Origin of the sequence: Candidatus Thiodictyon syntrophicum, assembly GCF_002813775.1 — a bacterium.
In the GTDB taxonomy this organism is placed as follows: Bacteria; Pseudomonadota; Gammaproteobacteria; order Chromatiales; family Chromatiaceae; genus Thiodictyon; species Thiodictyon syntrophicum.
Genome location: NZ_CP020370.1, coordinates 4,254,885 through 4,278,830 on the forward strand (window position 1 = coordinate 4,254,885; position 23,946 = coordinate 4,278,830).

General features: G+C 63.3%; 24 protein-coding genes and 2 tRNA genes. 5 read left to right on the top strand and 21 right to left on the bottom strand.

From position 1 onward, the window contains the following. Nucleotides 1–8: 8 nt before the first annotated feature. From pcnB to panD, 5 genes are all read left to right on the top strand, one after another. On the top strand, nucleotides 9–1,385 hold the full coding sequence (gene pcnB, locus THSYN_RS17810) for a polynucleotide adenylyltransferase PcnB (RefSeq protein WP_100920313.1): 1,377 nt from the start codon (nucleotides 9–11) through the stop codon (nucleotides 1,383–1,385). After that, on the top strand, nucleotides 1,372–1,932 hold the full coding sequence (gene folK / locus THSYN_RS17815; RefSeq protein WP_100920314.1) for a 2-amino-4-hydroxy-6-hydroxymethyldihydropteridine diphosphokinase: 561 nt from the start codon (nucleotides 1,372–1,374) through the stop codon (nucleotides 1,930–1,932). Before pcnB ends, folK begins: the two co-directional genes overlap by 14 nt. A gap of 205 nt (nucleotides 1,933–2,137) precedes the next feature. Continuing rightward, a complete protein-coding gene (gene panB / locus THSYN_RS17820) occupies nucleotides 2,138–2,941 on the top strand; it encodes a 3-methyl-2-oxobutanoate hydroxymethyltransferase (RefSeq protein WP_100920315.1) in 804 nt (267 codons plus the stop codon). A gap of 26 nt (nucleotides 2,942–2,967) precedes the next feature. After that, nucleotides 2,968–3,822: a pantoate--beta-alanine ligase gene (gene panC, locus THSYN_RS17825; RefSeq protein WP_100920316.1), complete on the top strand. Its 855-nt coding sequence runs from the start codon at nucleotides 2,968–2,970 to the stop codon at nucleotides 3,820–3,822. A gap of 153 nt (nucleotides 3,823–3,975) precedes the next feature. Further along, nucleotides 3,976–4,356 (top strand): aspartate 1-decarboxylase, encoded by a 381-nt coding sequence (panD, locus tag THSYN_RS17830; protein ID WP_100920317.1) that lies wholly within the window; start codon nucleotides 3,976–3,978, stop codon nucleotides 4,354–4,356. A gap of 448 nt (nucleotides 4,357–4,804) precedes the next feature. On the opposite strand, the gene THSYN_RS17835 is transcribed toward panD, so the two are convergent. The 21 genes from THSYN_RS17835 to THSYN_RS17945 all read right to left on the bottom strand — a co-directional run bounded on the left by THSYN_RS17835 (nucleotide 4,805) and on the right by THSYN_RS17945 (nucleotide 23,872). Then, a complete protein-coding gene (locus THSYN_RS17835) occupies nucleotides 4,805–5,065 on the bottom strand; it encodes a ParE family toxin-like protein (protein ID WP_100920318.1) in 261 nt (86 codons plus the stop codon). After that, on the bottom strand, nucleotides 5,062–5,262 hold the full coding sequence (locus THSYN_RS17840; RefSeq protein ID WP_100920319.1) for a hypothetical protein: 201 nt from the start codon (nucleotides 5,260–5,262) through the stop codon (nucleotides 5,062–5,064). Before THSYN_RS17840 ends, THSYN_RS17835 begins: the two co-directional genes overlap by 4 nt. A 418-nt stretch (nucleotides 5,263–5,680) precedes the next feature. Continuing rightward, nucleotides 5,681–5,965 carry a hypothetical protein gene (locus tag THSYN_RS17855; protein ID WP_236848601.1) on the bottom strand — a complete coding sequence of 95 codons (285 nt, stop codon included), beginning with the start codon at nucleotides 5,963–5,965 and terminating at the stop codon, nucleotides 5,681–5,683. 14 nt (nucleotides 5,966–5,979) lie between these two features. After that, on the bottom strand, nucleotides 5,980–6,195 hold the full coding sequence (locus THSYN_RS17860) for a type II toxin-antitoxin system HicB family antitoxin (protein ID WP_100920322.1): 216 nt from the start codon (nucleotides 6,193–6,195) through the stop codon (nucleotides 5,980–5,982). A gap of 322 nt (nucleotides 6,196–6,517) precedes the next feature. Beyond that, nucleotides 6,518–6,796 carry a type II toxin-antitoxin system RelE family toxin gene (locus THSYN_RS37345; protein ID WP_100920323.1) on the bottom strand — a complete coding sequence of 93 codons (279 nt, stop codon included), beginning with the start codon at nucleotides 6,794–6,796 and terminating at the stop codon, nucleotides 6,518–6,520. After that, nucleotides 6,793–7,011 (bottom strand): hypothetical protein, encoded by a 219-nt coding sequence (locus THSYN_RS17870; RefSeq protein WP_100920324.1) that lies wholly within the window; start codon nucleotides 7,009–7,011, stop codon nucleotides 6,793–6,795. The genes THSYN_RS37345 and THSYN_RS17870 overlap by 4 nt, the downstream gene beginning before the upstream one ends. Nucleotides 7,012–7,709: 698 nt before the next feature. After that, nucleotides 7,710–8,720, bottom strand: a complete 1,011-nt coding sequence (locus THSYN_RS17875; RefSeq protein ID WP_100917404.1) for an IS1 family transposase — start codon at nucleotides 8,718–8,720, stop codon at nucleotides 7,710–7,712. Nucleotides 8,721–8,906: 186 nt separating this feature from the next. After that, the gene (locus THSYN_RS17880) at nucleotides 8,907–9,224 is read right to left on the bottom strand and encodes an antibiotic biosynthesis monooxygenase family protein (RefSeq protein WP_100920325.1); all 318 of its coding nucleotides are present in this window, start codon (nucleotides 9,222–9,224) and stop codon (nucleotides 8,907–8,909) included. A 267-nt stretch (nucleotides 9,225–9,491) separates the two neighbouring features. After that, the gene (locus THSYN_RS17885) at nucleotides 9,492–11,411 is read right to left on the bottom strand and encodes a SurA N-terminal domain-containing protein (protein WP_100920326.1); all 1,920 of its coding nucleotides are present in this window, start codon (nucleotides 11,409–11,411) and stop codon (nucleotides 9,492–9,494) included. Between the two features lie 88 nt (nucleotides 11,412–11,499). Further along, nucleotides 11,500–11,576, bottom strand: a tRNA-Asp gene (locus tag THSYN_RS17890). 46 nt (nucleotides 11,577–11,622) lie between these two features. After that, a tRNA-Val gene (locus THSYN_RS17895) sits at nucleotides 11,623–11,698 on the bottom strand. Nucleotides 11,699–11,762: 64 nt separating this feature from the next. Further along, complete coding sequence (locus THSYN_RS17900) at nucleotides 11,763–12,035, bottom strand: HU family DNA-binding protein (protein ID WP_100920327.1); 273 nt, start codon at nucleotides 12,033–12,035, stop codon at nucleotides 11,763–11,765. A gap of 195 nt (nucleotides 12,036–12,230) precedes the next feature. Beyond that, complete coding sequence (gene lon, locus THSYN_RS17905) at nucleotides 12,231–14,687, bottom strand: endopeptidase La (protein ID WP_100920328.1); 2,457 nt, start codon at nucleotides 14,685–14,687, stop codon at nucleotides 12,231–12,233. Nucleotides 14,688–14,936: 249 nt separating this feature from the next. Continuing rightward, nucleotides 14,937–16,214, bottom strand: coding sequence for an ATP-dependent Clp protease ATP-binding subunit ClpX (gene clpX / locus THSYN_RS17910; protein ID WP_100920329.1), 1,278 nt, complete (start codon nucleotides 16,212–16,214; stop codon nucleotides 14,937–14,939). 185 nt (nucleotides 16,215–16,399) lie between these two features. Next, a complete protein-coding gene (clpP, locus tag THSYN_RS17915) occupies nucleotides 16,400–17,044 on the bottom strand; it encodes an ATP-dependent Clp endopeptidase proteolytic subunit ClpP (RefSeq protein WP_100920330.1) in 645 nt (214 codons plus the stop codon). An 84-nt stretch (nucleotides 17,045–17,128) separates the two neighbouring features. Next, the gene (gene tig / locus THSYN_RS17920; RefSeq protein ID WP_100920331.1) at nucleotides 17,129–18,442 is read right to left on the bottom strand and encodes a trigger factor; all 1,314 of its coding nucleotides are present in this window, start codon (nucleotides 18,440–18,442) and stop codon (nucleotides 17,129–17,131) included. Between the two features lie 378 nt (nucleotides 18,443–18,820). Further along, nucleotides 18,821–20,206, bottom strand: coding sequence for an oxygen-independent coproporphyrinogen III oxidase (gene hemN / locus THSYN_RS17925; RefSeq protein ID WP_100920332.1), 1,386 nt, complete (start codon nucleotides 20,204–20,206; stop codon nucleotides 18,821–18,823). Between the two features lie 209 nt (nucleotides 20,207–20,415). Next, the gene (gene prmB / locus THSYN_RS17930) at nucleotides 20,416–21,330 is read right to left on the bottom strand and encodes a 50S ribosomal protein L3 N(5)-glutamine methyltransferase (RefSeq protein ID WP_100920333.1); all 915 of its coding nucleotides are present in this window, start codon (nucleotides 21,328–21,330) and stop codon (nucleotides 20,416–20,418) included. Nucleotides 21,331–21,692: 362 nt separating this feature from the next. Further along, nucleotides 21,693–22,163: an Rrf2 family transcriptional regulator gene (locus THSYN_RS17935; RefSeq protein WP_100920334.1), complete on the bottom strand. Its 471-nt coding sequence runs from the start codon at nucleotides 22,161–22,163 to the stop codon at nucleotides 21,693–21,695. Between the two features lie 150 nt (nucleotides 22,164–22,313). After that, the gene (locus THSYN_RS17940) at nucleotides 22,314–22,742 is read right to left on the bottom strand and encodes a GNAT family N-acetyltransferase (RefSeq protein ID WP_100920335.1); all 429 of its coding nucleotides are present in this window, start codon (nucleotides 22,740–22,742) and stop codon (nucleotides 22,314–22,316) included. A 356-nt stretch (nucleotides 22,743–23,098) separates the two neighbouring features. Then, a complete protein-coding gene (locus tag THSYN_RS17945; protein ID WP_100920336.1) occupies nucleotides 23,099–23,872 on the bottom strand; it encodes a M90 family metallopeptidase in 774 nt (257 codons plus the stop codon). Between the last annotated feature and the right edge of the window lie 74 nt (nucleotides 23,873–23,946).

The following is a 23,946-nucleotide window of genomic DNA, read 5'->3' on the forward strand; positions in this document are numbered from 1 at the left end:
GTCACGTGATGCAGGCAACCCACCCCGAGGCACCGCGCAACGCGCCGGTCCCGTTGATCGTGCCCCGCGCCGAGCACAGTATCTCGCGCGCCAACATCAGCGAGTACGCCCTCAAGGTCCTCTACAAGCTGAAACAGGAGGGCTTCGCGGCCCATCTGGTGGGGGGCGGGGTGCGCGACCTGCTGCTCGGCCACGAGCCCAAGGACTTCGACGTCGCCACCGATGCCACGCCGGAACAGGTGCGCGGGGTGTTCCGCAACTGCCGCCTGATCGGTCGGCGCTTTCGTCTCGCCCATGTCCACTTCGGCCGCGAGATCATCGAGGTTGCCACCTTCCGCGGGACCGGGGCGGACGACGACGACGCGGACCGCCACGTCGAGAACGGCATGATCGTGCGCGACAATTCCTACGGCAGCATCGCCGAGGATGCCCTGCGCCGGGACTTCACGATCAACGCGCTCTACTACGACATCAGCAATTTCTCGCTGATCGACTACACCGGCGGGCTCGACGATATCCGCACCGGGCAACTGCGCCTGATCGGCGACCCCGAGCAGCGCTATCGGGAGGACCCGGTGCGGATGCTGCGAGCGATACGCTTCGCCTGCAAGCTCGGCTTCCGGGTGGAGCCGCGGACCGAGCGGCCCCTGTTTGAGTTGGGCGCGCTACTCGGCGACATCGCCGCCGCCCGCCTGTTCGACGAGCTGATCAAGATGTTCCACGCGGGCTATGGGCTCGACACCTTCGAGAAGCTGCGCCACTACGGGCTCTTCGGTCACCTGTTCCCCGACACCGAGGCCTGTCTGGCGCAGGAGGAGCAGTCCTTTCCCATCACCTTCGTGAGCCGCGGTCTGGCCAACACCGACCAGCGCATCCTGGGGGACAAGCCGGTCGCGCCCTTCTTCCTGTATGCGGTCCTGCTGTGGGAACCGGTGCGCCGCCGCTACGAGCAACTCCTGGCCAAGGGGGTCGAGGAGGCGGACGCCATGGAACAGGCCGCCAGCGAGGTCTGCGCGCGCGAGCAGCCCCTGGTCTGCATCCCCAAGCGCTATTCACTGCCGATGCGCGAGATCTGGGCGCTCCAGCCGCGCCTGCTCCAGTGCGACGGCAAGCGCCCGGCACGCCTGATCGGCCACCCCCGGTTTCGCGCCGCCTATGACTTCCTGGTGCTGCGGGCCGAGGCGGGCGAGGCGGACCAGGATCTGGCCGACTGGTGGACACGTTTCCAGGAGGCCGACGGGACCCAGCGCACGACCATGGCCGAGGGCGGGACCAAGCGGCGGCGTCCCCGGCGACGGCGGCGTGGGCCCGGTGCCGGGTCGGGGTCGGACGCCGGCGACCGCAGCGGTGTCAGTGCCGCCGAGGTGTTCGATGACGGCGCCTGAGCAACCGGCATCGGTCGTGGCCTATATCGGGCTCGGCAGCAACCTGGCCGACCCGCGCGCCCAGGTCCGCCGCGCCATGGACGAACTCGCCGCGCTCCCCGGCTGCACCCTGTGTCTGCGCTCATCGCTCTATGCGACGCCCCCCCTGGGTCCGGTGGCGCAGCCGGAGTTCGTGAATGCCGTGGTGTCGCTCGCCACCACCCTGACGCCGCTCGAACTGCTCGCGGCCTTGCAGGGGCTCGAGCGCGAGCACGGCCGGGTGCGCGACGGGACCCGCTGGGGACCCCGGACCCTGGATCTGGACCTGTTGATCTTCGATGAGTTGCAGCTTCAGTTGCCGGGGCTGATCGTCCCCCACCCGGAGTTGGCCAAGCGCTCCTTCGTCCTGGTGCCCCTAGCCGAGATTGCGCCCGCGCGGCTCCTGATCCCCGGTCACGGGCATCTGCAAGACCTCCTTGCCGCCCTGGTGGACCGGGACGCGCCCCGGCGCCTGCCTGAGAGCGCGGGGACGGCCGCCGCGGTGTCGGGGCCTCAGGCTCCCGCCTAGACCTGTAACTGCCTACGTTGAAACAAGAAAGAGTATAGGTCCGCAAAATGAACGCAAAGAGGAAAAGAGCTTTGATGGCTTGGTCATCATCCTGAGGACAGCGTGATCAAGGCCCTGATCCACCAGGTCCCTGTCTTATTCGCGTTCATTTGCGTTCATTTGCGGACGAATCCTCTTTTTGCGTTCACCAACCTCCGGAGTATCCATGTCCGCCGCGCCGATCTCAGTCGCGACCCTCGCCGCCATGAAGGCCCGGGGGGAGCGTATCACCTGCCTGACCTGTTACGACGCCAGTTTCGCGCGGCTGCTGGAGGCCGCCGGGGTGGACATGATGCTGGTGGGCGACTCACTCGGTATGGTCGTGCAGGGGCATGACACCACGGTGCCGGTCACGCTCGAGCAGATGGCCTATCACTGCGCCTGCGTCGCCCGCGGTCGCAGTCGCGCGCTGTTGATCGCAGACTTCCCATTCCTGGTCGGCGCCACCCCCGAGCGGGCACTCGTCGGGGCCGCCCGTCTGATGCAGGAGGGCGGTGCCCAGGTGGTCAAACTGGAGGGCGGGGCCGGCGTGCTGGAGACGGTGCGGTGCCTGACGACACAGGGCGTACCGGTCTGCGGCCACCTGGGGCTGATGCCCCAATCGGTCAACCTCATCGGCGGCTACCGGTTTCAGGGACGCGATACGGACTCCGCCGAGACCATCGCCCGCGACGCACTGGCACTCCAGGAGGCCGGCGCCAGCCTGCTGGTACTGGAATGCGTGCCGGCGGCCCTGGCGCAGCAGATCAGCCGGTCATTGCGGATCCCGGTTATCGGCATCGGCGCCGGGGCCGGGTGCGACGGCCAGGTGTTGGTCGTCTACGACATGCTGGGCCTCAACCGCGGGCGGCCGCCGCGCTTCAGCCGTGACTTCCTGGCTGGCCGCGACTCGGTGCCCGCGGCCCTGGCCGCTTATGTCGCAGCGGTCAGGGACGGGAGTTTCCCCGGTCCGGCGGAAACTGCTTACTGAGCAAGGACCCTTACCGAGAAATCAAGATGCATATCGTCGAAGATCTCAACGGGCTGCGCGGCCAGGTCCGCACCTGGCGCGCGGCCGGCGAGCGCATCGGCTGCGTGCCCACCATGGGGAACCTCCATGAGGGACACCTCACCCTGGTGCGCGAGGCGCGGCGTCTGGCCCCCCGGGTGGTGGCGACCATCTTCGTCAATCCACTGCAATTCGGCCCCACCGAGGACCTGGCCGCCTATCCCCGCACCCCGGAGCAGGATCAGGCGGGCCTCGCCGCGGCCGGCTGCGACCTGCTGTTCGCCCCGACGGTCGCGACCATGTACCCCGGTGGACAGCAGACCCAGACGCGGGTGGAGGTGCCGGGGGTTTCCGACATCCTGTGCGGGGCCAGCCGCCCGGGACACTTCATCGGCGTGGCGACGGTGGTGTGCAAGCTGTTCAACATGGTCCAGCCGGATCTCGCCCTGTTCGGGGAAAAGGACTTCCAGCAACTCCTCATCATCCGCCGGATGGCCGCCGACCTGGCCATGCCGGTCGAGGTCATCGGGGTCCCTACCGTCCGTGAGCCGGATGGGTTGGCAATGAGTTCGCGCAATGGTTACCTGACCAGCGGCGAGCGGGGCCAGGCGCCGGCACTCTACCGCGCCCTGAGCGTCGTCGCCCAGGCGCTGGCGGCGGGACTACCGGTGGCCCAGGTCGAAACCGAGGCCGCCGCGGCCCTTGCCGTGGCCGGGTTGCGACCCGATTATGTGAGCGTGCGCCGGGCCGCGGACCTGGGCGAGCCGACGGCGGCAGACCGGGAACTGGTGGTCCTGGCAGCCGCCTATCTCGGGCGGGCGCGGCTGATCGACAACCTGCGCGTCAGCCGGCCGGTCGGCTGATCGGAGACGCCCCGCGGCACCAGCAAAATCTTTGATGCAGCGCAGCAATGTCTGCGCTAGAATCCGCAACCAACCAAAATCATACGGGTTTTCTCGAGGTTTCCCAGACCCGAGCGACCCCAGGCCCAAGCGGCCATTTAGAGGATTGACCTGATGCAACTGACCTTGTTGAAGTGCAAGCTGCACCGTGCCTGCGTGACGCATGCCGAGGTGGACTACGAGGGCTCCTGCGCCATCGACGAGGAATTGCTGCGGCGCTCCGGGATCCGCGAGTACGAGCAGATCCAGATCTACAACGTAACCAATGGCGAGCGCTTCACCACCTACGCCATCCGCGCCCAGGCGGGCTCACGGGTGATCTCGGTCAACGGCGCTGCCGCGCACAAGGCGGCCCCGGGGGATCGGGTCATCATCTGTGCCTATGCCGGCATGAGCGAGGCCGAGGCGCGGGTCTTCCGACCCAGCCTGGTCTATCTGGACGAGTGCAACCACATTGTGCGCACCGGCGAGTCCATTCCGGCACAGGCTGCCTGAGGAACGCGCCGACGGCTTCGCCCCCAGGCGGCGCGGGTCGATCAAGCCTCCAGACGCCAGAAACGATCACTGGGGTTTGAGGTCGGCCCGCGCAGAGGAAGATGGTGGCGGTGGATGCCCTGCGCTTATCCACCCTAGGTTTGGGCCTGACCCGAATGGCACTGACTTAAGGCGTAAATATCAGAAAAAAGGGGAAACAGGGGGCGACCGCCGCAGGTGGTAGGCTGTCGGTTGCGATCGAACAACCCGCCACCCGTGGGACAGCCACGATGCATTGCGGACCACAGACCGGCGCCGTTCAACGGCATGTCCAGAACTGCAGGCAGCAAGCCGATGGCGACGTGTTCTTCAACCTGCTGACCGGTCAGCGGTTGCTGGAGCGCGCCGCCGCGTTGGCGCCACCGCACCGCAACCGATTGTTTCCGCCTATCAAGGTATGTTGTTAGGCTCACTGGCCATGAAGCAAGCGATCATATTCTTCGTGGGTACCAATCCAGACCCAAACGTAGCCGCCTTCGTCTTCCATAGCGAGCGCCCGATGATCGCGGCCGACCCGAGCTGACCAAAGTTTTCCAACTTTCTTGAAGCGTAATGAAGGGTGACGCGGGTTCTCTCTGAGAATCCGATAGTTCTTGCGAGCGGTTTCCTGGACTGGTGCCGGTAACGCATGAAAGTGATTCCAGAAGCGCGCCGTCGTCTTGTGCTTCACAGGTTGCGAAGACTCCCGGCCCTTTTCTCATCAAGGGCTTCTTCGATCAAGAAATCAAGTCTTCCTGCGGCGGAATCTCTTTCGATTTCTTCATCCCAAGCTTGCCAATCCCGCTCGGATAACCAGTGCGTTAGCTTCATATACTCGCGGTGCGGCAGGGCCTCAATATCTGATTTCAGTTCTTCAAATGTTTTCATGCGTGAGACCTCTTTTCCTGTGCATTAACGACTGGCAGCAACGCTGATTGGGTTACACCAGATCTTTTCTTTGCTACCGGGGCAGGAGAATTTGGGATACTGTGGTCTGTCCTCCATTCTCGCCAACTTACGGCCCTGCGTATCTCCGAAGCGCATTATTCACCGGTTCAGCGTCCGGAAACAGTCTATGCAACTCGGGCTCTATCGGAGCTGCATTCGTCCCTTCACGATACCGAGCAGCATATTTTCCGCGTTCTCCAGACTTGATCAGATCGGCGGGGTATTCTGGTCGCAACGTGTCATCGTTGTTCATAGGCTTTGCGCTCTGGAGGCGTCATGTGGCGGGCCGAAACTATTCGGATTGCGTCTTCTGTCTCGGTGAACGAGATAACGAGGAATCTCCCTGATTCCTTTCCACCTATTTCTGCGCCGTTGCTTCCTTGTTTGCGAGGTCCAGCAGTAAACGCAAGGCTCTGTTCACAGAATTTGAGTCGCGAAATACACGAGCTACGTCAGAGTCCAGCAACACGACGTTTGTGCCTTCGCGATACGCCTCATAATGTTTGCCGCGCACGCCTGCCGAAAAATCATACTCGGGTCTCATGTCGGATTTTTCAAATTCGTGGAACCATTCCCGCAGGCAGGCAAAGTCCTGAGGTGGTAGATCACGAATACGCGCTTCAATAGATTCGACTTCGCTCATAACAGCACATCTAATTAAGCCAGGCCCCTTTCCCGCTGTATTTCCTTTGTCTTGGATTCCGGACGAGAATTCGACAGTTGCTCTTCCATCACAAGAGCATAAGCATCCCTGATATTATCTTCCAGTTCATCAAGTGTCTCGCCCTGACTGAAAACGCCAGGCACTTCCTGCAACTTGCCGACATACCAGTCGACATCAATCCAATACTCAAGCGTGAACTGCTGCTGCATTGTACTCACCATTTTGTGGTGGCTACGTAATCGGATCTCTGGCTTACGAAGGGGTATAGGGGGCAGCACCCTTAATCAGCAGGTTTCGTCGTAAAGGGTACTGACCAAAATGGCGGACCCGACCCTATTGCCCCGACGGCGAGGTTCTTTCAGGCTGCCCGCTTCAAAGTCGCAGAATTTTGAATCAGAATTGTAGGGTCGAGGTTTGTTGGAGGTACCGGCCGATTGGTCTCGCGCAAAAGATCCAATAGCCGAACCAACTCGCCGAATTTCATGGGAGGTAAAGGGGCCAGGAGGAAAAGGGGCTTTGACCCTTTTTCCCTTAGGCTTTTTTCAATTGCTTAAGTAAGCCGCTATATTCCGCATGAGTTCCCGCCCAGAACCAAACGATTTTCTCACCGTTCAGAGTTCCGACTGCTCTGTAATCTTTGGTGATTCGCACGGAGTAAACTGGTAGGCTTGAATGGACTCTCTTGAAGTTCAAACTTGGGTACCAGGGATCGTCACGAAATAAAGTATAGGCATCCTTCGCTTTGTCTTGAATATCCCGCGGCAATGCATGAAAGCATTTCCAGAACTTTTCGGTGGCTCTTGAAATCACAGCTTATTCGGGTCGAGTTCGGTTGTCATACCTTGCGCTTCCTCCCGCAAAGCCTCGGCAGCCATCTGGGCCAAAACGTCCTCTGATTCAGAGAAAAGTTCATCCCATTTTCTTTCTGATTCGAACTCGTCAAGAAGTGTTCTGGCAAGAATGTTTTGCTCTAAGGCAGGGAGCTTTGAGGCGACTTCAAAAGCTTTCTCAAGCAAGCTAGTCATGGCACTCTTCTCTTACTTCACATTTCGATGATGAAAGAAAAGGGCTCTGACCCGAATGGCACTGACTTAAGCCGCAAGCATCGCAGAAACAATCGGTTACGACGCGGCGAAGCGAGCGAAAAACCGTTGCGGACCAGGCAGGAGCCAGGAAACACCCAGGAAAATGCCGCTTCCACTCAGGTGACTGCTTGTCGATCCGCCTGTAAGTCATTGCTTTATAGATGCCGCACCTTAAGTCAGTGCCATTCGGCTCTGACCCCTTTTTCTCTTAGACGGATGGCGGTGTTGGGCGTGCCAGACAGATTCTGTCTACCTCAAGATCTCCCGGCCTCCCCGAGCCCGATCTCCCCCCGCTCCCCGCCTCAGTCCCCAAGAGCCTAGCGCACGCCCCCCAACCCGTCAACCCACGCGGAAAAATTCGTGTCTCTCCGTAACAATAGCTTAACAAATCAAGTATAAAGGCACCCGCTGTCCACGACGCCGCAGGCCCTCCGGGCGGCCCGCAATCGTCGTTCGGGCAGGATCGAACCGGCACCTGCCGCAGGCCGACGCATGACGGGGGGCCGGCGCTCGAAAAGGAAACAATCGGTTGCGATGCCGGGAATCGCGCGAAAAACCGTTCCGGACCGGCCAAGAGCCGGGAAACACGGCACTGGTTCAGTTTGGTTCTTCCTTATCCTTATGTTTTTGTAGTATTTTTATAACCTGGGCTGTCGAACTCTAAGGACCTCATCCCACGAGAGTCCCTGCTGGAGAATCCCCAGAGCCACCGCAGGAACCTGTTTTGTCGTGAAGTGGCTGCGAATAAAGTTATGGACAATCCACAACATATCCAATGTTCTTTGCAAACCAGAAATGCTCTTCGCGTACGTATTCGTTCGGCGGCGATAAGCAGAATTCTTTCGCCGAAATGAAGCGTTCGATGCTTCCAAATGATTAGCATGAATATCGGCTGGCGTCACATCTTGATCGGTTTCTGGATGCTCCGGATGAGGGGTTTCGTATTTGGGACGCGAGTGCCCCGTTCTATCAGTTCCTTTCCCTTTATTCTTAAGGCGCACCTTCACACCGCGACGAAGCACTTTCGGTGGGCGGCCGCGTTTTCCGGTTCGCAATACTTCGTGGCAAATTTCAAACAGGAGATTGCCATACCGACGTTCCCCGTCGGTGACTAGAGTGACATCGCCAGTACGCAGGATGACATCTCTAAGTATTTGTATGGCATATGAAAATAGGCTGCGATCCTTTTTCCCGCACTGAAGCGCCCAGATAAATCGACTTGCCCTTTCCATCAGTACGATCGTCCAGCCTTCACAATCCTCCGGGGGGACATTCCTATTCACTTTCGTATAAAGCTCATCACCTTCGATCAGTTGCTCAATAAAGGTGTGCGTCAGGGCATATATGACCAGCACATCCTTGCAATCGGCCAGGCGACGCTCCCATAGGAGCAACGTATTCTTCGCAATCGCGAAGGCCCGGCAGGCGGCGTTCAAGCCGATCCCCTCAGTGCGCGTTTTGAGCACTTGAATGATGAAGCTGGTCGGTTTCCTGAGCCCCTCGATAAGGGTGGCTTTGGTCTCGGAAAAGAGCCTATTGCAACTTTGACATCGCCACAGCAAACGCGTACCGTTATGACCGGTTTGATACGTCTTGTGATGCCGACAATTCTGTGAATTGCAATGAGGGCATGTCCATTGTCCGTTCAAGAAGTTCTCACTTATTCAAAAAGTGACGGAAACCCGCGCCGAACTAGATATATTACATATATTTCAATGTCTTGTAAACAGGAATTAAACTGAACCAGTGCCGGAAACACCGCGGAAAATGTCGCATCCACTCAACTGACTGCTTGTCGATCCGCCTGTAACTGGCTGATTCGTCAGTGCCGCGGCTTAAGTCAGTGCCATTCGGGCCTGATCCCAAGACTGGAAGTGATGGACCCAACATTCGACAACGAATCTCTCCATACCAGGAGGGATCACGGGCTGGTTCCATTGTGCGCCGGCAAATGCAATCAATGCCGCCTCGTCCTCCCACTGAGAAATCATTGCATACTCATCGGGCGTCCATTTCGATGGCTGAAGAATAGCGACCGAAATAAAGCCCGGAGCCGCATCAACCGCGTGAACGGAAATCGACGAAAACTTTTCCTCGAACTCCCGGCGGAGATTTGCATCGATGCGAACGCGAAATACTCTTGTGATAGGCACAGCCGTTGAACCCTTGAGCGTTGGGCTTCACAAGCGCCCGAGCGAGCGGCCTCGATCATCGTTCCGGCCACTTCGGTCACGACGAGGTCGCTGGTCCGCACAGCGGACCCTACGGGCGCGACGCCTTCCCGTAGGGTCCGCTGTGCGGACCGCGTACGCGCCGGCCGGAACGCCGATCAAGGCCGAGCGAGCAACAACACTAATCCGGCGTGCGCGCGCACAAACGCCGATCACCGCACTGCGGTCGACGCGCACGCCGGATAGAGATCAACCCTCGCGCGCCTTGACCGTCTTGCGCTCGATCTTGGCCCGCTGCAGCATATCCTTGATCACGGCATCGTAGGCCTGGCGGCCCATCAACTGACCAAGCATGGCGGCCGGGTCGGGGGTGCCGGGCTTGGGGGCGGGCTCGACCTTTCCATCCTCAACCTTGGTAATGCGCACGATGGCGGCGTCGCCGTCCTCCAGGGTGGCGGTCCCGACGCTGGCCCCGCCCGCGGGCGGGACCGGGAGTGTGAAGGCGAGGGTGCGCACCTGGGCTGGGACCTTGGGGTCGGTCCGGCCGATCAGCCCGCCCTCCTCCACCTTGGTATCGCCCGCCACTGCCGCCCAGTCCGCACCGCCGCGCAGTTTCTCCGCCCCGCTGGCCGCCTCGGCCGCCGCGGCCTTTTTCGCACGCTCTTTGCGCAAATCGGCCGCGATCTCGTCGCGCACCTCCGCCAGCGGGCGGGCGGACGCCTCGCGGTGGTCCACCACCCGCAGTACCACGGTCTGCAAGACCTCCTTTTCGGGCTCGATCAGGTCGCTGTTGCGGCGTTCGGTCAGAACCTCTTCGCTGAAGGCGGCGGCGGTCACCTTCGGGTGTCCGAGGATACCCTCGCCACCCTTGCGCCCCACCCAGTCGCTCTGCTGAACCTCCAGACCCAGTTCCTTGGCGGCCGGTGCCAGGCTGTCGGACGTTTCATAGACCAGATTCGGCAGGCGCTCCCCCAGGTCGTAGAAGAGTGCCTCGGCCTTCTGTTTTGCCACTTCGCCGCGCAGTTGCTCCTGGACCTCGGCGAAGGGTTTGACTGCCGCGGGCGTGATGGATTCCACCTCGATCAGGTGGTAGCCGAAGCGCGAGCGCACCGGTTCGCTGACCTCACCGACCGGCAGGGCAAAGGCGGACTGCTCGAAGGCGGGGTCCATGATGCCCTTTTCGATCTCGCCCAGAGACCCGCCTTGGCTCGCGCTCCCCGGGTCCTTGGAGACGGCCTTGGCGACCACGTCGAAGGCCTCCCCGTCCGCGAGGCGTTTGCGCACCCCCTCAATCTCCGCCAGCACCGCCGCGGCGGCCGCCGCATCGGCGTCCGGGGGCACCGTGAGCAGGATGTGCCTGACGCGGCGCCGCTCGGGCTGACCGAAACGGGCCTGATTGGCGTCGTAGACCCGGCGGATGTCCTCCTCGGCGACCGTGGTCCGACCCGCGAGGGCGGCGGCGTCAAGGACCAGATAGTCGAGCTTGACCTGTTCCGGGACCTCGAAGCGCGCGGCGTTGGCCTCGTAGTAGGCGCTGATCGCCTGATCGTCGATGGGCTCATCGGTCAGAAAGCGGCTGACCGGGACCCGCAGCCAGGCCAGTTCGCGTTGTTGCCCGACGAGGCGCTGATACTGTTCCCGCTCCGTCTGAGTGACCAGCTCACTGCCGGCGACGGCCCGTATGAGCTGCGTGCCGACGATCTCCCGGCGCTGTTGCGCCTCGAACATCGCGGGCGAAAGCCCTTGATATTTAAGGACCTGCTCATAGGACGCGGCGTCGAAGCGTCCGTCGCGCTGGAACGCCGGTTCGGCCAAGATGCGCCCGCGCAGTTCCTGGTCCGAGACCCGCAGACCCATGCGCGCGGCGACATCGGTGAGCAAGGTCTCACGAATCATCTCGTCCAGGACCTCCAGGCGCAGGCGCTTGTCATCGAACTGGGCCGGGTCATAGGTGGCCCCCAGGCGTTCGCGCAGTTGGATGCGCGCGTTCTGGACGCGCTGATCCAGGTCCCGCTCGGTGATCTCCTGCCCGTTGACCAGGGCCGCCACCGGTTCGGCCCCACCCCCCACATAGGATTGAATCCCCCAGAGGGCGAACGGAATACTGATCAGGATGATGATGACCCAGGCGAACCAGCCCTTGGCGCGATCATGGATTTGCTGCAGCATGTCTCGATACTCGAACGGGGCCAGGAAGGAACGACTTGGGCACAAATGAAAACGGGGTATCCGTGACGGATACCCCGCTTTTTCGGGTTGGCGGAGCGGACGGGGCTCGAACCCGCGACCCCCGGCGTGACAGGCCGGTATTCTAACCAACTGAACTACCGCTCCAAAACTATCCGTCACACGACGCCTCCCGCTTGGGTGACGCAGGGCTTGGTGGGTGCTGCAGGGATCGAACCTGCGACCCTCGCCTTGTAAGGGCGATGCTCTCCCAGCTGAGCTAAGCACCCCGCATGGGTACCCTGAGAGTGACCTGGTGAGAGCTACCTGGTGGGGCACCTCAACAACGGAAGACTATTGTATCGCATCCTTGAGGGCCTTTCCAGCCTTGAAACCTGGGGTCTTGGAGGCCGCGATCTCGATGGCTGCGCCGGTCTGGGGATTGCGCCCCGTGCGCGCCGCCCGCTCCTTGACGGAGAAGGTGCCGAAACCGATCAGGGACACCGTGTCTCCGTTCTTCAGGGCCAGCGCAATTTCTTCAGTCAAGGCATCCAAGGCCCGGCCGGCGGCCGCCTTCGGGATATCACCCGCCTCAGCCATCTTCTCGATCAGATCCGACTTATTCATTTTTCCCCCAATCTCATGGCTACTGTTCCGCAATTACACATTGCCCACGGCTGCTGTCCGTTACCCCGGCCCCTGCCGGGACGCTCCGGTAACCGCAACCGGGGGCGCTGTGCCCACCCCCGAATGCTAAGGCGGAAGTCCGTGGCGGAGCAACCGGGTTTTGACCGACAGCAGCGAAAATGGGCAAAAAAACCCTCAATGACGCGTACGCACCGGTTGCTCGCGGGTCGCATCGGACACCGTCTCCGGTGGCTCATCCTTAGGACTGGCACCGTCGCCGCCCTCCGCGGCAACATCGATCAGTTCAGGCCTGCGGGTCAGGGCGATGTCCAGGACCTCGTCGATCCACCGCACCGGACGAATGTCCAGATGCTGCTGGATGTTTTTCGGGATCTCGGTGAGGTCGCGCTCGTTCTCCCGCGGGATGATAACCGTATCGATGCCGCCCCGGTGGGCCGCCAGCAACTTTTCCTTGAGGCCCCCGATCGGCAACACCTCGCCGCGCAGGGTAATCTCACCGGTCATGGCAACGTTGGACCGGACCGGGATCTTGGTCAGGGCCGACACCAGGGCCGTGCACATCGCAACGCCGGCACTGGGACCGTCCTTGGGTGTCGCCCCCTCCGGGACATGGATATGCACATCGAAGACGTTGTGGAAATCGGGGGCGATACCCAGGGCGTCGGCGCGCGCCCGCACGACGGTCATGGCGGCCTGGATGGACTCCTGCATCACGTCCCCGAGCTGCCCGGTGTAGGTGAACTTGCCCTTGCCGGGGACCAGGGCGGACTCGATGCGCAGGAGTTCCCCGCCCACCTCGGTCCACGCGAGCCCGGTCACCTGCCCGACCTGGTCGAACTCGTCCGCGCGGCCGAACCGGAAGCGCTGCACGCCCAGGTACTTTTCCAGCGACTTGGCCGTGACGACGGTCGCCGTGTCGCGCTTCTTCAGAAGGACCTCTTTGACCACCTTGCGGCAGATCTTGGACAGTTCGCGCTCCAGATTGCGGACCCCGGCCTCGCGGGTGTAGTAGCGGACGATGTCGCGCACGGCCGACTCCCGAATGACCAGCTCCCCGGACTTCAGCCCGTTGTGCCTGGTCTGCTTGGGGATCAGGTAACGCTCGGCGATGGCGATCTTCTCGTCCTCCGTATAGCCGGAGAGGCGGATCACCTCCATGCGGTCCAGGAGCGCCGGGGGGATATTGAGCGTGTTGGCGGTCGCGACGAACATCACCTCGGAGAGGTCGAAGTCCACCTCCAGATAATGATCGTTGAAGGTATGGTTCTGTTCCGGGTCCAGCACCTCCAACAGGGCAGAGGCCGGATCACCCCGGAAGTCCATCGCCATCTTGTCGATCTCATCGAGCAGGAAGAAGGCGTTGCGCGACGCGACCTTGGAGAGGTTCTGAATGATCTTGCCCGGCAGCGCGCCGATGTAGGTACGCCGGTGCCCGCGGATCTCGGCCTCGTCGCGCACCCCGCCCAGGGACATGCGCACGAACTTGCGGTTGGTGGCGCGCGCGATGGATTGCCCGAGCGAGGTCTTACCCACGCCCGGCGGGCCGACCAGACACAGGATGGGCCCCTTGAGCTTACGCACCCGCTGCTGCACGGCCAGGTATTCCAGGATTCGTTCCTTCACCCGCTCCAACCCGTAGTGGTCCTTGTCGAGCACCTGCTCGGCGACCCGGATATCATTACGGATGCGCGTGCGCGCCTTCCAGGGCACGCTGACCAGGGTGTCGACATAGTTGCGCACCACCGTCGCCTCGGCCGACATGGGCGACATCAGCTTCAACTTGGCCAGTTCCGCCAGGGCCTTGGTTTTGACCTCCTTGGGCATCCCGGCCTGTTCGATCCGCTTGGCCAACTCCTCGATCTCGTTGGGCGCCTCGTCGAGTTCCCCCAATTCCTTCTGGATCGCCTTCATCTGTTCGTTGAGGTAATACTCGCGCTGGTTCTTCTCCATCTGGCGCTTGACCCGGCCGCGGATGCGCTTCTCCATCTGCAGGACGTCGTTCTCCGCCTCCATGAGGCCCATCAGGTGCTCGATCCGCGCCTGGATATCGGTCATCTCCAGGACCCGCTGCTTCTCGTCGAGCTTCAGCGACATGTGCGCCGCCATGGTGTCGGCCAGTCGTCCGGCCTCGTCGATGCCGGCGAGCGAGGTCAAGACCTCGGGCGGGACCTTCTTGTTGAGCTTTACATACTGGTCGAACAGCGCGACCGCGGAACGGATCAGTACCTCCTGTTCGCGCTCATCGGCATCCAGGGTCTCCGGCAAGGGCTCGAACAGGGCCGAGAAGGACTTGTCGGTGGTCAGAAAACGCGTGATGCGCGCCCGCCGGTTACCCTCCACCAGGACCTTGACCGTGCCATCCGGGAGCTTCAGGAGCTGCAGGATATTGGCCAGGGTACCGATTTGCTGGAGGTCATTAGGCCCCGGGTCATCCACGTCCGCGCTCTTTTGTGCGACCAGCAGGATCTGCTTGTCGTTGGCCATGGCCCCATCGAGCGCCCGAATCGACTTGTCGCGGCCGACGAACAAGGGGATGACCATGTGCGGATAGACCACGACATCGCGCAGCGGCAGGACCGGTACCTCCGGGGAGGCGAGGGAGGGGGATCGCGAAGATTCTTGCTGTGCCATTGACACTCTCGGTGCTGATGCGCTCGTGGGACGGCGGCTGACCGGTGCGGCGGCCTGAAACCGGACCCTGATGATGAGGTCCGGAGCGAGGCGCCGCCGGTGCGACCGACTTATGACGTGATGGTTAAAGAATCAGGGCAAACCGGGCCCAGTTCAACACGGTGGCGTCAAAGGCGTCAGGGCGTCCCGCCCCGCGACCTTGGTCAGCGGGAGCGGCAGGCCCCGCCCGCGACTGGCGGGCACTAAGGATCAATCTCCGGAAGCGGCCTGCTTTTCGACCAGGCCTTCATAGATCAGATAGGGCTTGTTCTCGCCCATGATGACCGAGCCGTCCAGGACCACCTTGCACACGCTTTTCATCGACGGCAGGTCATACATGGTGTCGAGCAACACCTGCTCCATGATGGTCCGCAGGCCCCGGGCGCCGGTCTTGCGGTCCATGGCCTTCTTGGCGATGCAGCGCATGGCGTCATCGCGCAGTTCCAGTTCCACCCCTTCCATCTCGAACAGACGCGCATACTGCTTGACCAAGGCGTTCTTGGGCTCGGTGAGGATGCGCATCAGGGCCGCCTCATCGAGTTCCTCCAGGGTCGCCATGACCGGCAGACGGCCGACGAATTCCGGGATCAGCCCGTAGCGGATCAGGTCCTCGGGCTCCACCGCGGCCAGCAGTTCACCGATCTGGCGCTTGTCGTCCTTGCTGTGGACGTCGGCATTGAAGCCGATACCGCCCTTGCGGGAGCGTTGCTGTATGACCTTATCCAGACCCGCGAAGGCCCCGCCGACGATGAACAGGATGTTGGAGGTATCGACCTGGAGGAACTCCTGCTGCGGGTGCTTGCGACCGCCTTGGGGCGGCACCGAGGCGACGGTCCCCTCGATCAGCTTGAGCAGGGCCTGCTGGACACCCTCACCGGAGACATCGCGGGTGATCGACGGGTTGTCGGACTTGCGCGAGATCTTGTCGATCTCGTCGATATAGACGATGCCGGTCTGGGCCTTCTCAACGTCGTAGTCGCACTTCTGGAGCAGCTTCTGAATGATGTTCTCGACGTCCTCCCCCACGTACCCGGCCTCGGTCAGCGTGGTCGCGTCGGCGATCGTGAAGGGGACATTGAGCAGCCGCGCCAGGGTCTCCGCCAGGAGGGTCTTGCCCGACCCCGTGGGACCGATCAGCAGGATGTTGCTCTTGGCGATCTCGATCTCTTCCTTGGCCTCCGAGACCTCTAAGCGCTTGTAATGGTTGTACACGGCGACCGAGAGCACCCGCTTGGCATACTCCTGGCCGATGACGAACTCGTCCAGGCTCTCCTTGATTTCGCGCGGCTTGGGCAGTTTGCTGGTGGCGTCCCCGACACCCTCCTGCATCTCCTCGCGGATGATGTCGTTGCACAGCTCGACACATTCGTCGCAGATGAACACGGAGGGGCCGGCGATGAGCTTACGAACTTCGTGCTGACTCTTGCCGCAGAACGAACAGTAGAGGAGTTTGCCCTCGTCGCTCTTACCGTGGTTGCTTCCACTCATCGGGGATGACACTCCGTCAGTCGGTTGGCGATCGGACCCCGGGGGGGCCAATCGATGCTGCGTCAATCATAACGCTTTGAGTCCGTATGGCAAGACGGTAATATGGCCGGGATTGTGGGCGGGTTGGCGAAAACCGCACAAGCGACCCGCGACCCCGCGCGCGCCGGGCAGGCAAGCCGACGCGCTCAGAGCTTGCCGAGCGACGGACCCCGCTCGGTCAGTACCTTGTCGATCAGACCATAGGCCTGGGCCTCGTCGCCGCCCAGGAAGCGGTCGCGCTCCGTGTCGTCGGCGATCTTCTCGATCGGCTGGCCGGTGTGGTGGGCAAGGATGCCGTTGAGCCGATCGCGCAGCAGGAGGATCTCGCGGGCATGGATGTCGATGTCGGTCGCCTGGCCCTGAAAACCGCCCAGCGGCTGATGGATCATCATCCGCGAGTTGGGCAGGCAGTAGCGTTTGCCCGCGGCCCCGCCGGCCAACAGGAGCGCGCCCATGCTCGCCGCCTGACCGACACACAGGGTGCTGACGTCCGGGCGGACGAAACACATGGTGTCGTAGATGGCCAGTCCCGCGGTCACCGAACCGCCGGGGGAGTTGATGTAGATATGGATATCCTTATCCGGATTCTCCGACTCCAGAAAGAGCATCTGGGCGACCACCAGGTTGGCCATGTAGTCCTCCACCGGCCCGACCAGAAAGATGACCCGCTCCTTGAGCAGTCGCGAATAGATGTCGAACGAACGCTCGCCGCGCGCCGTCTGCTCGATGACGATCGGCACCAGCCCCAGGCCTTCCGGCCTCCACTGCGTGCGACTCACGGGCTTGATCATGCTGTTACTCGTCTCTCATCTACGCAATCGATCCGTCCACGCGGCGTCTGGACGGGGATCGTCCGCGCCGCCGCGGGGAGCGGGCTAGGTCCCCGCGGTGCCGACCGACGCCGGGTCGGTCAACTGCGCGAAGCTCATTTCTTCGTCCTCGACCGTCACCTGACTCAGGACCCACTCCACCACCTGATCCTCCAGGACCAGGGACTCCACGGGGGCCAGGCGCTTGCGATCGGCATAGTAATAGTCCACCACCTCCTTGGGGTCTTCGTAGGTGGACGCGAGTTCCTCGATCGCGGCACGGACCCGGCTCGGTTCGGCCCTGATCCCGTTGTGCTTGATCAATTCGCCGATGAGCAGCCCCAGGACGACCCGGCGCCGTGCCGGCTCCTCGAACAGATTATCGGGCAGGTCCATCGTGGGCGCACCGATGGTCTCACGCATCTGCCCCTTGAGGGCGCGGACCTCCTCGGCCAACAGGACCTTGGGGATCTCCACCTGGTGTGACGCCACCAGCAGGTTCATCACCCCCTCCTTGGTGCGGGCCTGGATGCGGGTCTTCAATTCGCGCGCCATGTTGGCGCGCACATCGGCGCGGAACCGCTCGACCTCACCGTCCGCCACCCCGAAGGCGCGTGCGAAGGCCTCGTCCACCGCGGGCAGTTCCGGGGCCGCGACGGCATCGACGGTGACCTCGAAGCGCACCGCCCGGCCGGACAGCTCGGCACGCTGGTAGCCGTCCGGAAAGCGCAGGTCGAGGGTGCGCGTCTCACCCGTGCCGGCCCCGATGAGCCCGTCCTCGAAGCCGGGGAGCATGCGTGCGGAACCGATCTCCACCGGCACCGCGGCGGCCGTGCCGCCCGCGAAGGGCTCGGACTCACCCTCCAGGGTCCCGGTAAAGGAGACGGTCAGCCGGTCCCCGCTCTGCGCCGGACGCTCGACCGGGACCCAGGTCTTGCGCTGCACGCGCAGCCGCTCGATCATCGCCTCCAGGTCCGCGTCGGTGATCTCGCTCACCGGCCGCTTGACGACCTGCCCCGTCAGGGGCGCCAGTTCAACCTGGGGCAGGACCTCGAAGGTCGCGGTGAATCCGTAGCGCTGCGCGGCCGGATGCACCTCGGGCTCGATATGGGGCGCTCCGGCGAGGCGCAGCGAGCGCTCGGCGACCGCCGAGGCGAAGCTCGACTGCATCAGGTCACCAAAGACCTCGCGCTCCACCTGGTTCGCAAACCGTTGGCGCAGCAGCTTCAGCGGCACCTTGCCCGGGCGGAATCCCGGAAGACGAACGCTGCGGACGAGCTCGTGAAGCCGCTTTTCGACCTGCTCCTGAATCGCTTCGCTTGGGAGGTCGACGCGCATCCGCCGCTCCAGACCCTCTCCCGTCTCCACCGTTACTTGCATACGTCTCGTCTCCCACCGTCACGGCCATCGTCGGCAAAACCGGCTGGAACCCAGCGCCTGTCCCACGCACCATGGGCCATGCGGGCGACTGACCGACCGGCTTCAAAAGCCCGATAGTATAGCCCGGCCAGCGCCCAGGGTCCAAACTCCGTGCTATACCAGGGTGCCATCAGAACTGATGTGTTAACGCACATGCCGTAGGGTACGCATCGCGTACCCTACGGCTGCCGGGCGTTCTCACGAACCGGGCGTCGTTGTCGTTGTCGTTGTCGTTGTCGTAATCGTGTTCGGATTATTCGATTTACGACAACGACAACGACAGCGTACCCGGGATCTCGGTCACCACGTCAGTTCTGGTCGCACCCGCTGTGCCAAGCCCTAGATAACCTTGGAGAACCCAATGGGGCCGGATTTGTTCGCCAGATAGGCATCGAAGGCCATACAGATGTTGCGCACCAGGAGGCGTCCGCGCGGCAGGATGCGGATGGTGCCGTCCTCGATCTGGAGCAGTCCATCGCCGACCATGACCTCCAGGCGTTTCAAGGCATCCGCGAAATAGTCCGCGAACACGATGTCCCAGGCGGTCTCCACGGCCGGCATGGAGAGTTGGAAGTTGCAGATCAGCCGGGTGATGACATCGCGGCGGATCAGGTCGTCGCGATTGAGCGTCAGTCCGCGGAAGACCGGCAGGCGGTCGGCGTCGAGGTCGGCGTAATACTCGTCGAGTTCGCGCCGGTTCTGCCCGTAGGTGTTGTCCACCTTGCCGATGGAGGTGACCCCGAGCCCGATGAGGTCGCAGTCGGCGTGGGTGGAGTAGCCCTGGAAGTTGCGATAGAGGGTACCGGCGCGCTGGGCCTGGGCCAACTCGTCGTCCGGGCGGGCGAAGTGGTCCATGCCGATATAGACATAGCCGGCCTCACCCAGGCGCGCGATGGTGCTCTGAAGGATCTCAAGCTTCACCTCCGGGGCCGGCAGGTCGGTCTCGTTGATGCGGCGCTGGGCCTTGAAGCGCGTCGGCAGGTGGGCGTAGTTGAAGACCGAGATACGGTCCGGGGTCAGCTCGATGATGCGGTCCAGGGTGCTAAGAAAGCTCGCCGCGGTCTGCAGCGGCAGGCCGTAGATCAGGTCGAGGCTGATGGAGCGGAAGCCCTGGGCGCGCGCCGCATCCAGGACCTCGAGCGTCTCCGCCTCGGTCTGGATGCGGTTGACCGCCGCCTGGACACGCGGGTCGAAGTCCTGCACCCCCAGGCTCATGCGATTGAAGCCGATGCGCCGCAACAGGGCGACGGTCGCGGCATCCGCCTCGCGCGGGTCGATCTCGATGGAGAATTCGCCGACGGCATCGTCCGCCAGGGTGAAGTGGCGGCGGGTCTGATCCATCAGCCCCTGCATCTGGTCGTGGCTCAGGAAGGTCGGGGTGCCGCCGCCCCAGTGGAGTTGCTCGACGACCCGATGGCGGTCGAAGAGCGCCGACTGCATCGCGATCTCCTTGTGCAAGCGCTCCAGATAGGGCGGGGCCAGGCTGCGGTCCTTGGTGGCGATCTTGTTGCAGGCACAGTAAAAGCAGACCGTATCGCAAAACGGCAGGTGAAAATACAGCGACAAGGGCCGCCCGCTCAGGTTACTGCGCGCACAGGCAGCCTTATAGGCGGCTTCGTCGAAGCGCTCGTCGAACTCCACCGCCGTCGGGTAGGAGGTGTAACGGGGGCCGCTCTGGTCATAGCGGCGGATCAGGCCCAGGTCAAAGGAGATACCCTGTTCCATCGATTCTACCCTCAAGTGTCTGAAATGGTTGCGAGGCCCGCGGATCGAGCGGACGCGGCGGCGGGGCCCGGGACCGCCGGATCGCACCGATCGGCCGGGGCACTGAAGTGACCACGCTGCTGTGCATGATCAGGTTGTGGTGCAATGGTGGCGGACTGCGGCCTGGCCACGGCGTCCCTGGGGGCCCTTCGTGGACTCAAGGCCTGGACTCAAGCCTCCTCGAACGCGCTCTGGTGCAGGGTAAGTTGCTCGCGGGTCAACAATAAGACGCCCTCCCCGCCGCGCTCGAACTCGAGCCAGGTCCAGGGCACCCGCGGCAGGCGCCGTTCCAGTTCCTGGGCCGCGTTGCCGACCTCCAGGATCAGGATGCCCCCCTCGCTCAAGTGGCGGCCGGCCTCCTGCAGGATCAGCAGCACCAGGTCCAGTCCGTCCTCACCCCCCAGCAGGCCCAGTGCCGGCTCGCGGTGATATTCGGGGGGGAGCGCCGCGAGTTCCGCACGCGCGACATAGGGCGGATTGGAGACGATGACGTCATAGCGCTGACCCGCCAGCGCGTCGAACAGGTTCGACTCCAGGACCCGCACCCGATCCCCTACCCCGTGGCGCGCCACGTTGCGGCGGGCGACCTCCAGGGCCGCGGGCGAGATATCGACCAGATCGACGTCCGCATCCGGCAGAAAGAGCGCCGCGGCGATCCCGATACAACCGCTGCCGGCACAGAGATCCAGCACCCGCCCCACCCGTGCCGAGTCGATCCAGGGATCGAAGCCGGCCTCGACCAGTTCGGCGATCGGGGAGCGGGGCACCAGCACCTGGTCGTTGACCTCGAACGCCAGCCCGGCAAACCAGGCGCGCCCGGTGAGATAGGCGGCCGGCACCCGCTCGGTGATCCGCCGCTCGATCAGGTCGGCCACGCTCACGCGCTCAGCCGGGGTCAGGCGGCACTCCCGAAAGGCGGTCGGCAGCCCGGGCTCAAGTTCCAGGCAACTCAAAACCAGTTGCGCCGCTTCGTCCAGGGCATTGTCCGTCCCGTGTCCGAACCAGAGCCCGGCCCGGTTGAACCGGGTCGCCCCCCAGCGGATGTAGTCTTGGATCGTAATCAACCCGTCAGGCTGTTCGGCCATCGCGATGCGCTTCCCGGTAAGTGCGGTTACCCGGCTGGCTGGCCGGTCCCGCGACGCCCGCGGGAAGCCGTCAAGCATATCACCGCAGCGCGCTCGGCACCCGCCCGGCTGCAGGTGCGGGGTGCGATCAGAACTGATGTGTTAACGCACATGTCGTAGGGTACTGCGACCGGACGTTCTCACCGATCGGGCGTCGTTGTCGTTGTCGTAATCGTGGTCGGATTATTCGATTACGACAACGACAACGACAACGGACCCGCGATCTCGGTCACCACATCAATTCTGATCGCACCCGCCCTTTGGCCGGACGGTGCGGGAGGCGCTGACCCGGCCGGGCGCAATCCCCCAGCGGCGCGACCACGTCAGGCGGCGCGACGCTTCCCGGGGGGCGCCTCGGCCACTTCGGGGCGCGCCGCCTTGGCGCGTTCGATACGTCCCCGCTCGACCAGGTCCGCCAGGGTGATACCACTCAGAAAATGAAAGATTTCATCGCTGAGCTGGTCCCACAGCTGGTGGGTCAGGCACGGCTGCCCCGCCCGGCAGTTCTCACGCCCGCCGCAGCGGGTGAACTCAACCCACTCGTCGACGGCACAGATGATGTCGGCGATGGACACCTCGGTGGCGGGCCGCCCGAGGTAGTAGCCGCCGCCGGGACCGCGGACCCCGCGTACCAACTGCTTGGCGCGCAAGGCGGCAAACAGTTGCTCGAGGTAGGACAGGGAGATCCCTTGATTGACCGAAATATCCGCCAGGGTCACCGGGCCGTTGCCGGAATGCAGCGCCAGGTCGAGCATGGCGGTCACCGCGTATCTACCTTTCGTCGAAAGTCTCATCGTTGCGTACCTGTCAAGTGTGGGTTAAGCCCAGGGGTCGCGGCGAGGGCGGACGCGACTCTGAGTAAAGTAGTCAACAAAGCCGGAATTTCAATATGCCGTCAGTGTAAATCCGCCTAACGGTCCTTCGCACCGGCGCGGCGCGGCCGCCTAACGTACCGGGAAGGGGGTGGACACCACGTCCGCCCGGTGGTCGCAGGCGCGAAAAAAGGCCGACTGCTCCGCCTGGCCGGCATAGACCCAGGGCCGCAGCCGATGGGCGGCGGCGAACTCGACCGCCTGACCCAGCAGCCGTCGGCCGAGCCCACGGCGCCGCCAGTCCGGGTCCACAAAGACGCTGATATGGGCATTACGCGGCGCCTGCGCAAAGGGCGCGAACCAGCGCGCCAGGCTCCAGGCGACGATCTCCTCGCCCTCCCAGGCCAGGAAACACCGGGCACAGGCGGGACGCTCGCGCAGTACCGCCAATAGATGTGACTGCTTGCCCCCCGCGGTCAGGACCCGCAGCCGTCTGAGTTCGGGCAGGCTCAGACGCCGCAACAGCTTGGATTCAAATCGGATGGCGGACTGGTCGGTCATGGCGCGTCCGGCCGCGACGACCGGGGTTGCGGGCCCTCGGCCCTAATCTGAGTCAGGTATTTTGCCACAGTGAACGCTTGGGTTCACCCCTTAATGGTGCACTGGGGGTGCGATCAGAACTGATGTGTTAACGCATATTTCATATGGTAAGCATCGCGTACCCGCCAAGCTGCCACGACCGCCGGAACCTTGTACACGATACGCACCCTAACAGCTACAGCTACCCGACGTTCTCTCGGACCGGGCGTCGTTGTCGTTGTCGTAATCGTGGTCGGATTATTCGATTACGACAACGACAACGACAACGACAGCGTACCCGGGATCTCGGTCACCACATCAGTTCTGATCGCACCCGTTCACCGACCCAGCCGTGCCAGCGGGTCCTGCCGATAGAAGGCGCGCAGTTGGGCGTAGACCGCCGGGTACTGCGCGTCCAACAGGGCCGGAGTCTCGAAAAAGGCCTCGCTGGCGACCGCAAAAAACTCACCCGGCGACTCGGCGCCGTAGGGGTCGAGCGGGGTGTCCCCCCCCGTATCCAGGCGCCGCCCCAGGTCCGCGAAGGCGGCGGACAGGGCCTGCGACCAGGCCCCGCCCGACATGTCGGCGTGCAGCGGCGGGCGGCCATTGGCGACCCCGTCGCGCAGGTCGAGCTTGTGGGCCATCTCATGCACCACGACGTTGTAGCCGTCCAGTTCCAGGCCCGCCGCCACGTCCGCCCAGGACAGGATGACCGGCCCCCGCTCCCAGGCCTCCCCGCTCTTGACCTGATCGTCCACCCAGACCAGCCCGTCGGCGTCCATGTATTCTTGACCGGACACGAACTGCTCCGGATAGACGATCACCGCATACCAGCCGCGATACCAGTCGAGCCCCAACTCCAGGATCGGCAGACAGGCCTGCAGGGCGATGATCAGGCGCATCCGCGCGGTCAGGACCAGCCCTTGCACCGGCTCGAAGGTCTTGTCGCGCAGGAACAGCAGCGCCAGTTCGGCCAGCCGGGCGGCCTGCTCCGGGGGCAGCCCGGCCAGCAGCGGGAGCGCCGCCCAGGCCGCCGCCCGCTCGGCCGGGGCATAGCGCCGCCGCTGCCGCGCCAGGATGCGCCGCCGCCACCAGCCGCTCAGACAACCCATGACAGCCTCCGTCCTCTACAGGAACCTGGAAGCGGAGAATACACAATTACGCGGCCAAGCCCGCTCAGGTATGA

What these genes read in the sequence shown, in the direction of transcription:
- THSYN_RS17945 (WP_100920336.1), bottom strand. Translation starts at nt 23,872, where the DNA reads ATGGGTTGTCTGAGCGGCTGGTGGCGGCGGCGCATCCTGGCGCGGCAG.
- tig (WP_100920331.1), bottom strand. Translation starts at nt 18,442, where the DNA reads ATGCAAGTAACGGTGGAGACGGGAGAGGGTCTGGAGCGGCGGATGCGC.
- hemN (WP_100920332.1), bottom strand. Translation starts at nt 20,206, where the DNA reads ATGGAACAGGGTATCTCCTTTGACCTGGGCCTGATCCGCCGCTATGAC.
- clpX (WP_100920329.1), bottom strand. Translation starts at nt 16,214, where the DNA reads ATGAGTGGAAGCAACCACGGTAAGAGCGACGAGGGCAAACTCCTCTAC.
- lon (WP_100920328.1), bottom strand. Translation starts at nt 14,687, where the DNA reads ATGGCACAGCAAGAATCTTCGCGATCCCCCTCCCTCGCCTCCCCGGAG.
- THSYN_RS17935 (WP_100920334.1), bottom strand. Translation starts at nt 22,163, where the DNA reads ATGAGACTTTCGACGAAAGGTAGATACGCGGTGACCGCCATGCTCGAC.
- pcnB (WP_100920313.1), top strand. Translation starts at nt 9, where the DNA reads ATGCAGGCAACCCACCCCGAGGCACCGCGCAACGCGCCGGTCCCGTTG.
- prmB (WP_100920333.1), bottom strand. Translation starts at nt 21,330, where the DNA reads ATGGCCGAACAGCCTGACGGGTTGATTACGATCCAAGACTACATCCGC.
- panB (WP_100920315.1), top strand. Translation starts at nt 2,138, where the DNA reads ATGTCCGCCGCGCCGATCTCAGTCGCGACCCTCGCCGCCATGAAGGCC.
- THSYN_RS17860 (WP_100920322.1), bottom strand. Translation starts at nt 6,195, where the DNA reads ATGCAGCAGCAGTTCACGCTTGAGTATTGGATTGATGTCGACTGGTAT.
- THSYN_RS17900 (WP_100920327.1), bottom strand. Translation starts at nt 12,035, where the DNA reads ATGAATAAGTCGGATCTGATCGAGAAGATGGCTGAGGCGGGTGATATC.
- panC (WP_100920316.1), top strand. Translation starts at nt 2,968, where the DNA reads ATGCATATCGTCGAAGATCTCAACGGGCTGCGCGGCCAGGTCCGCACC.
- panD (WP_100920317.1), top strand. Translation starts at nt 3,976, where the DNA reads ATGCAACTGACCTTGTTGAAGTGCAAGCTGCACCGTGCCTGCGTGACG.
- THSYN_RS17885 (WP_100920326.1), bottom strand. Translation starts at nt 11,411, where the DNA reads ATGCTGCAGCAAATCCATGATCGCGCCAAGGGCTGGTTCGCCTGGGTC.
- THSYN_RS17855 (WP_236848601.1), bottom strand. Translation starts at nt 5,965, where the DNA reads ATGAGCGAAGTCGAATCTATTGAAGCGCGTATTCGTGATCTACCACCT.
- THSYN_RS17870 (WP_100920324.1), bottom strand. Translation starts at nt 7,011, where the DNA reads ATGACTAGCTTGCTTGAGAAAGCTTTTGAAGTCGCCTCAAAGCTCCCT.
- THSYN_RS17840 (WP_100920319.1), bottom strand. Translation starts at nt 5,262, where the DNA reads ATGAAAACATTTGAAGAACTGAAATCAGATATTGAGGCCCTGCCGCAC.
- clpP (WP_100920330.1), bottom strand. Translation starts at nt 17,044, where the DNA reads ATGATCAAGCCCGTGAGTCGCACGCAGTGGAGGCCGGAAGGCCTGGGG.
- THSYN_RS17940 (WP_100920335.1), bottom strand. Translation starts at nt 22,742, where the DNA reads ATGACCGACCAGTCCGCCATCCGATTTGAATCCAAGCTGTTGCGGCGT.
- folK (WP_100920314.1), top strand. Translation starts at nt 1,372, where the DNA reads ATGACGGCGCCTGAGCAACCGGCATCGGTCGTGGCCTATATCGGGCTC.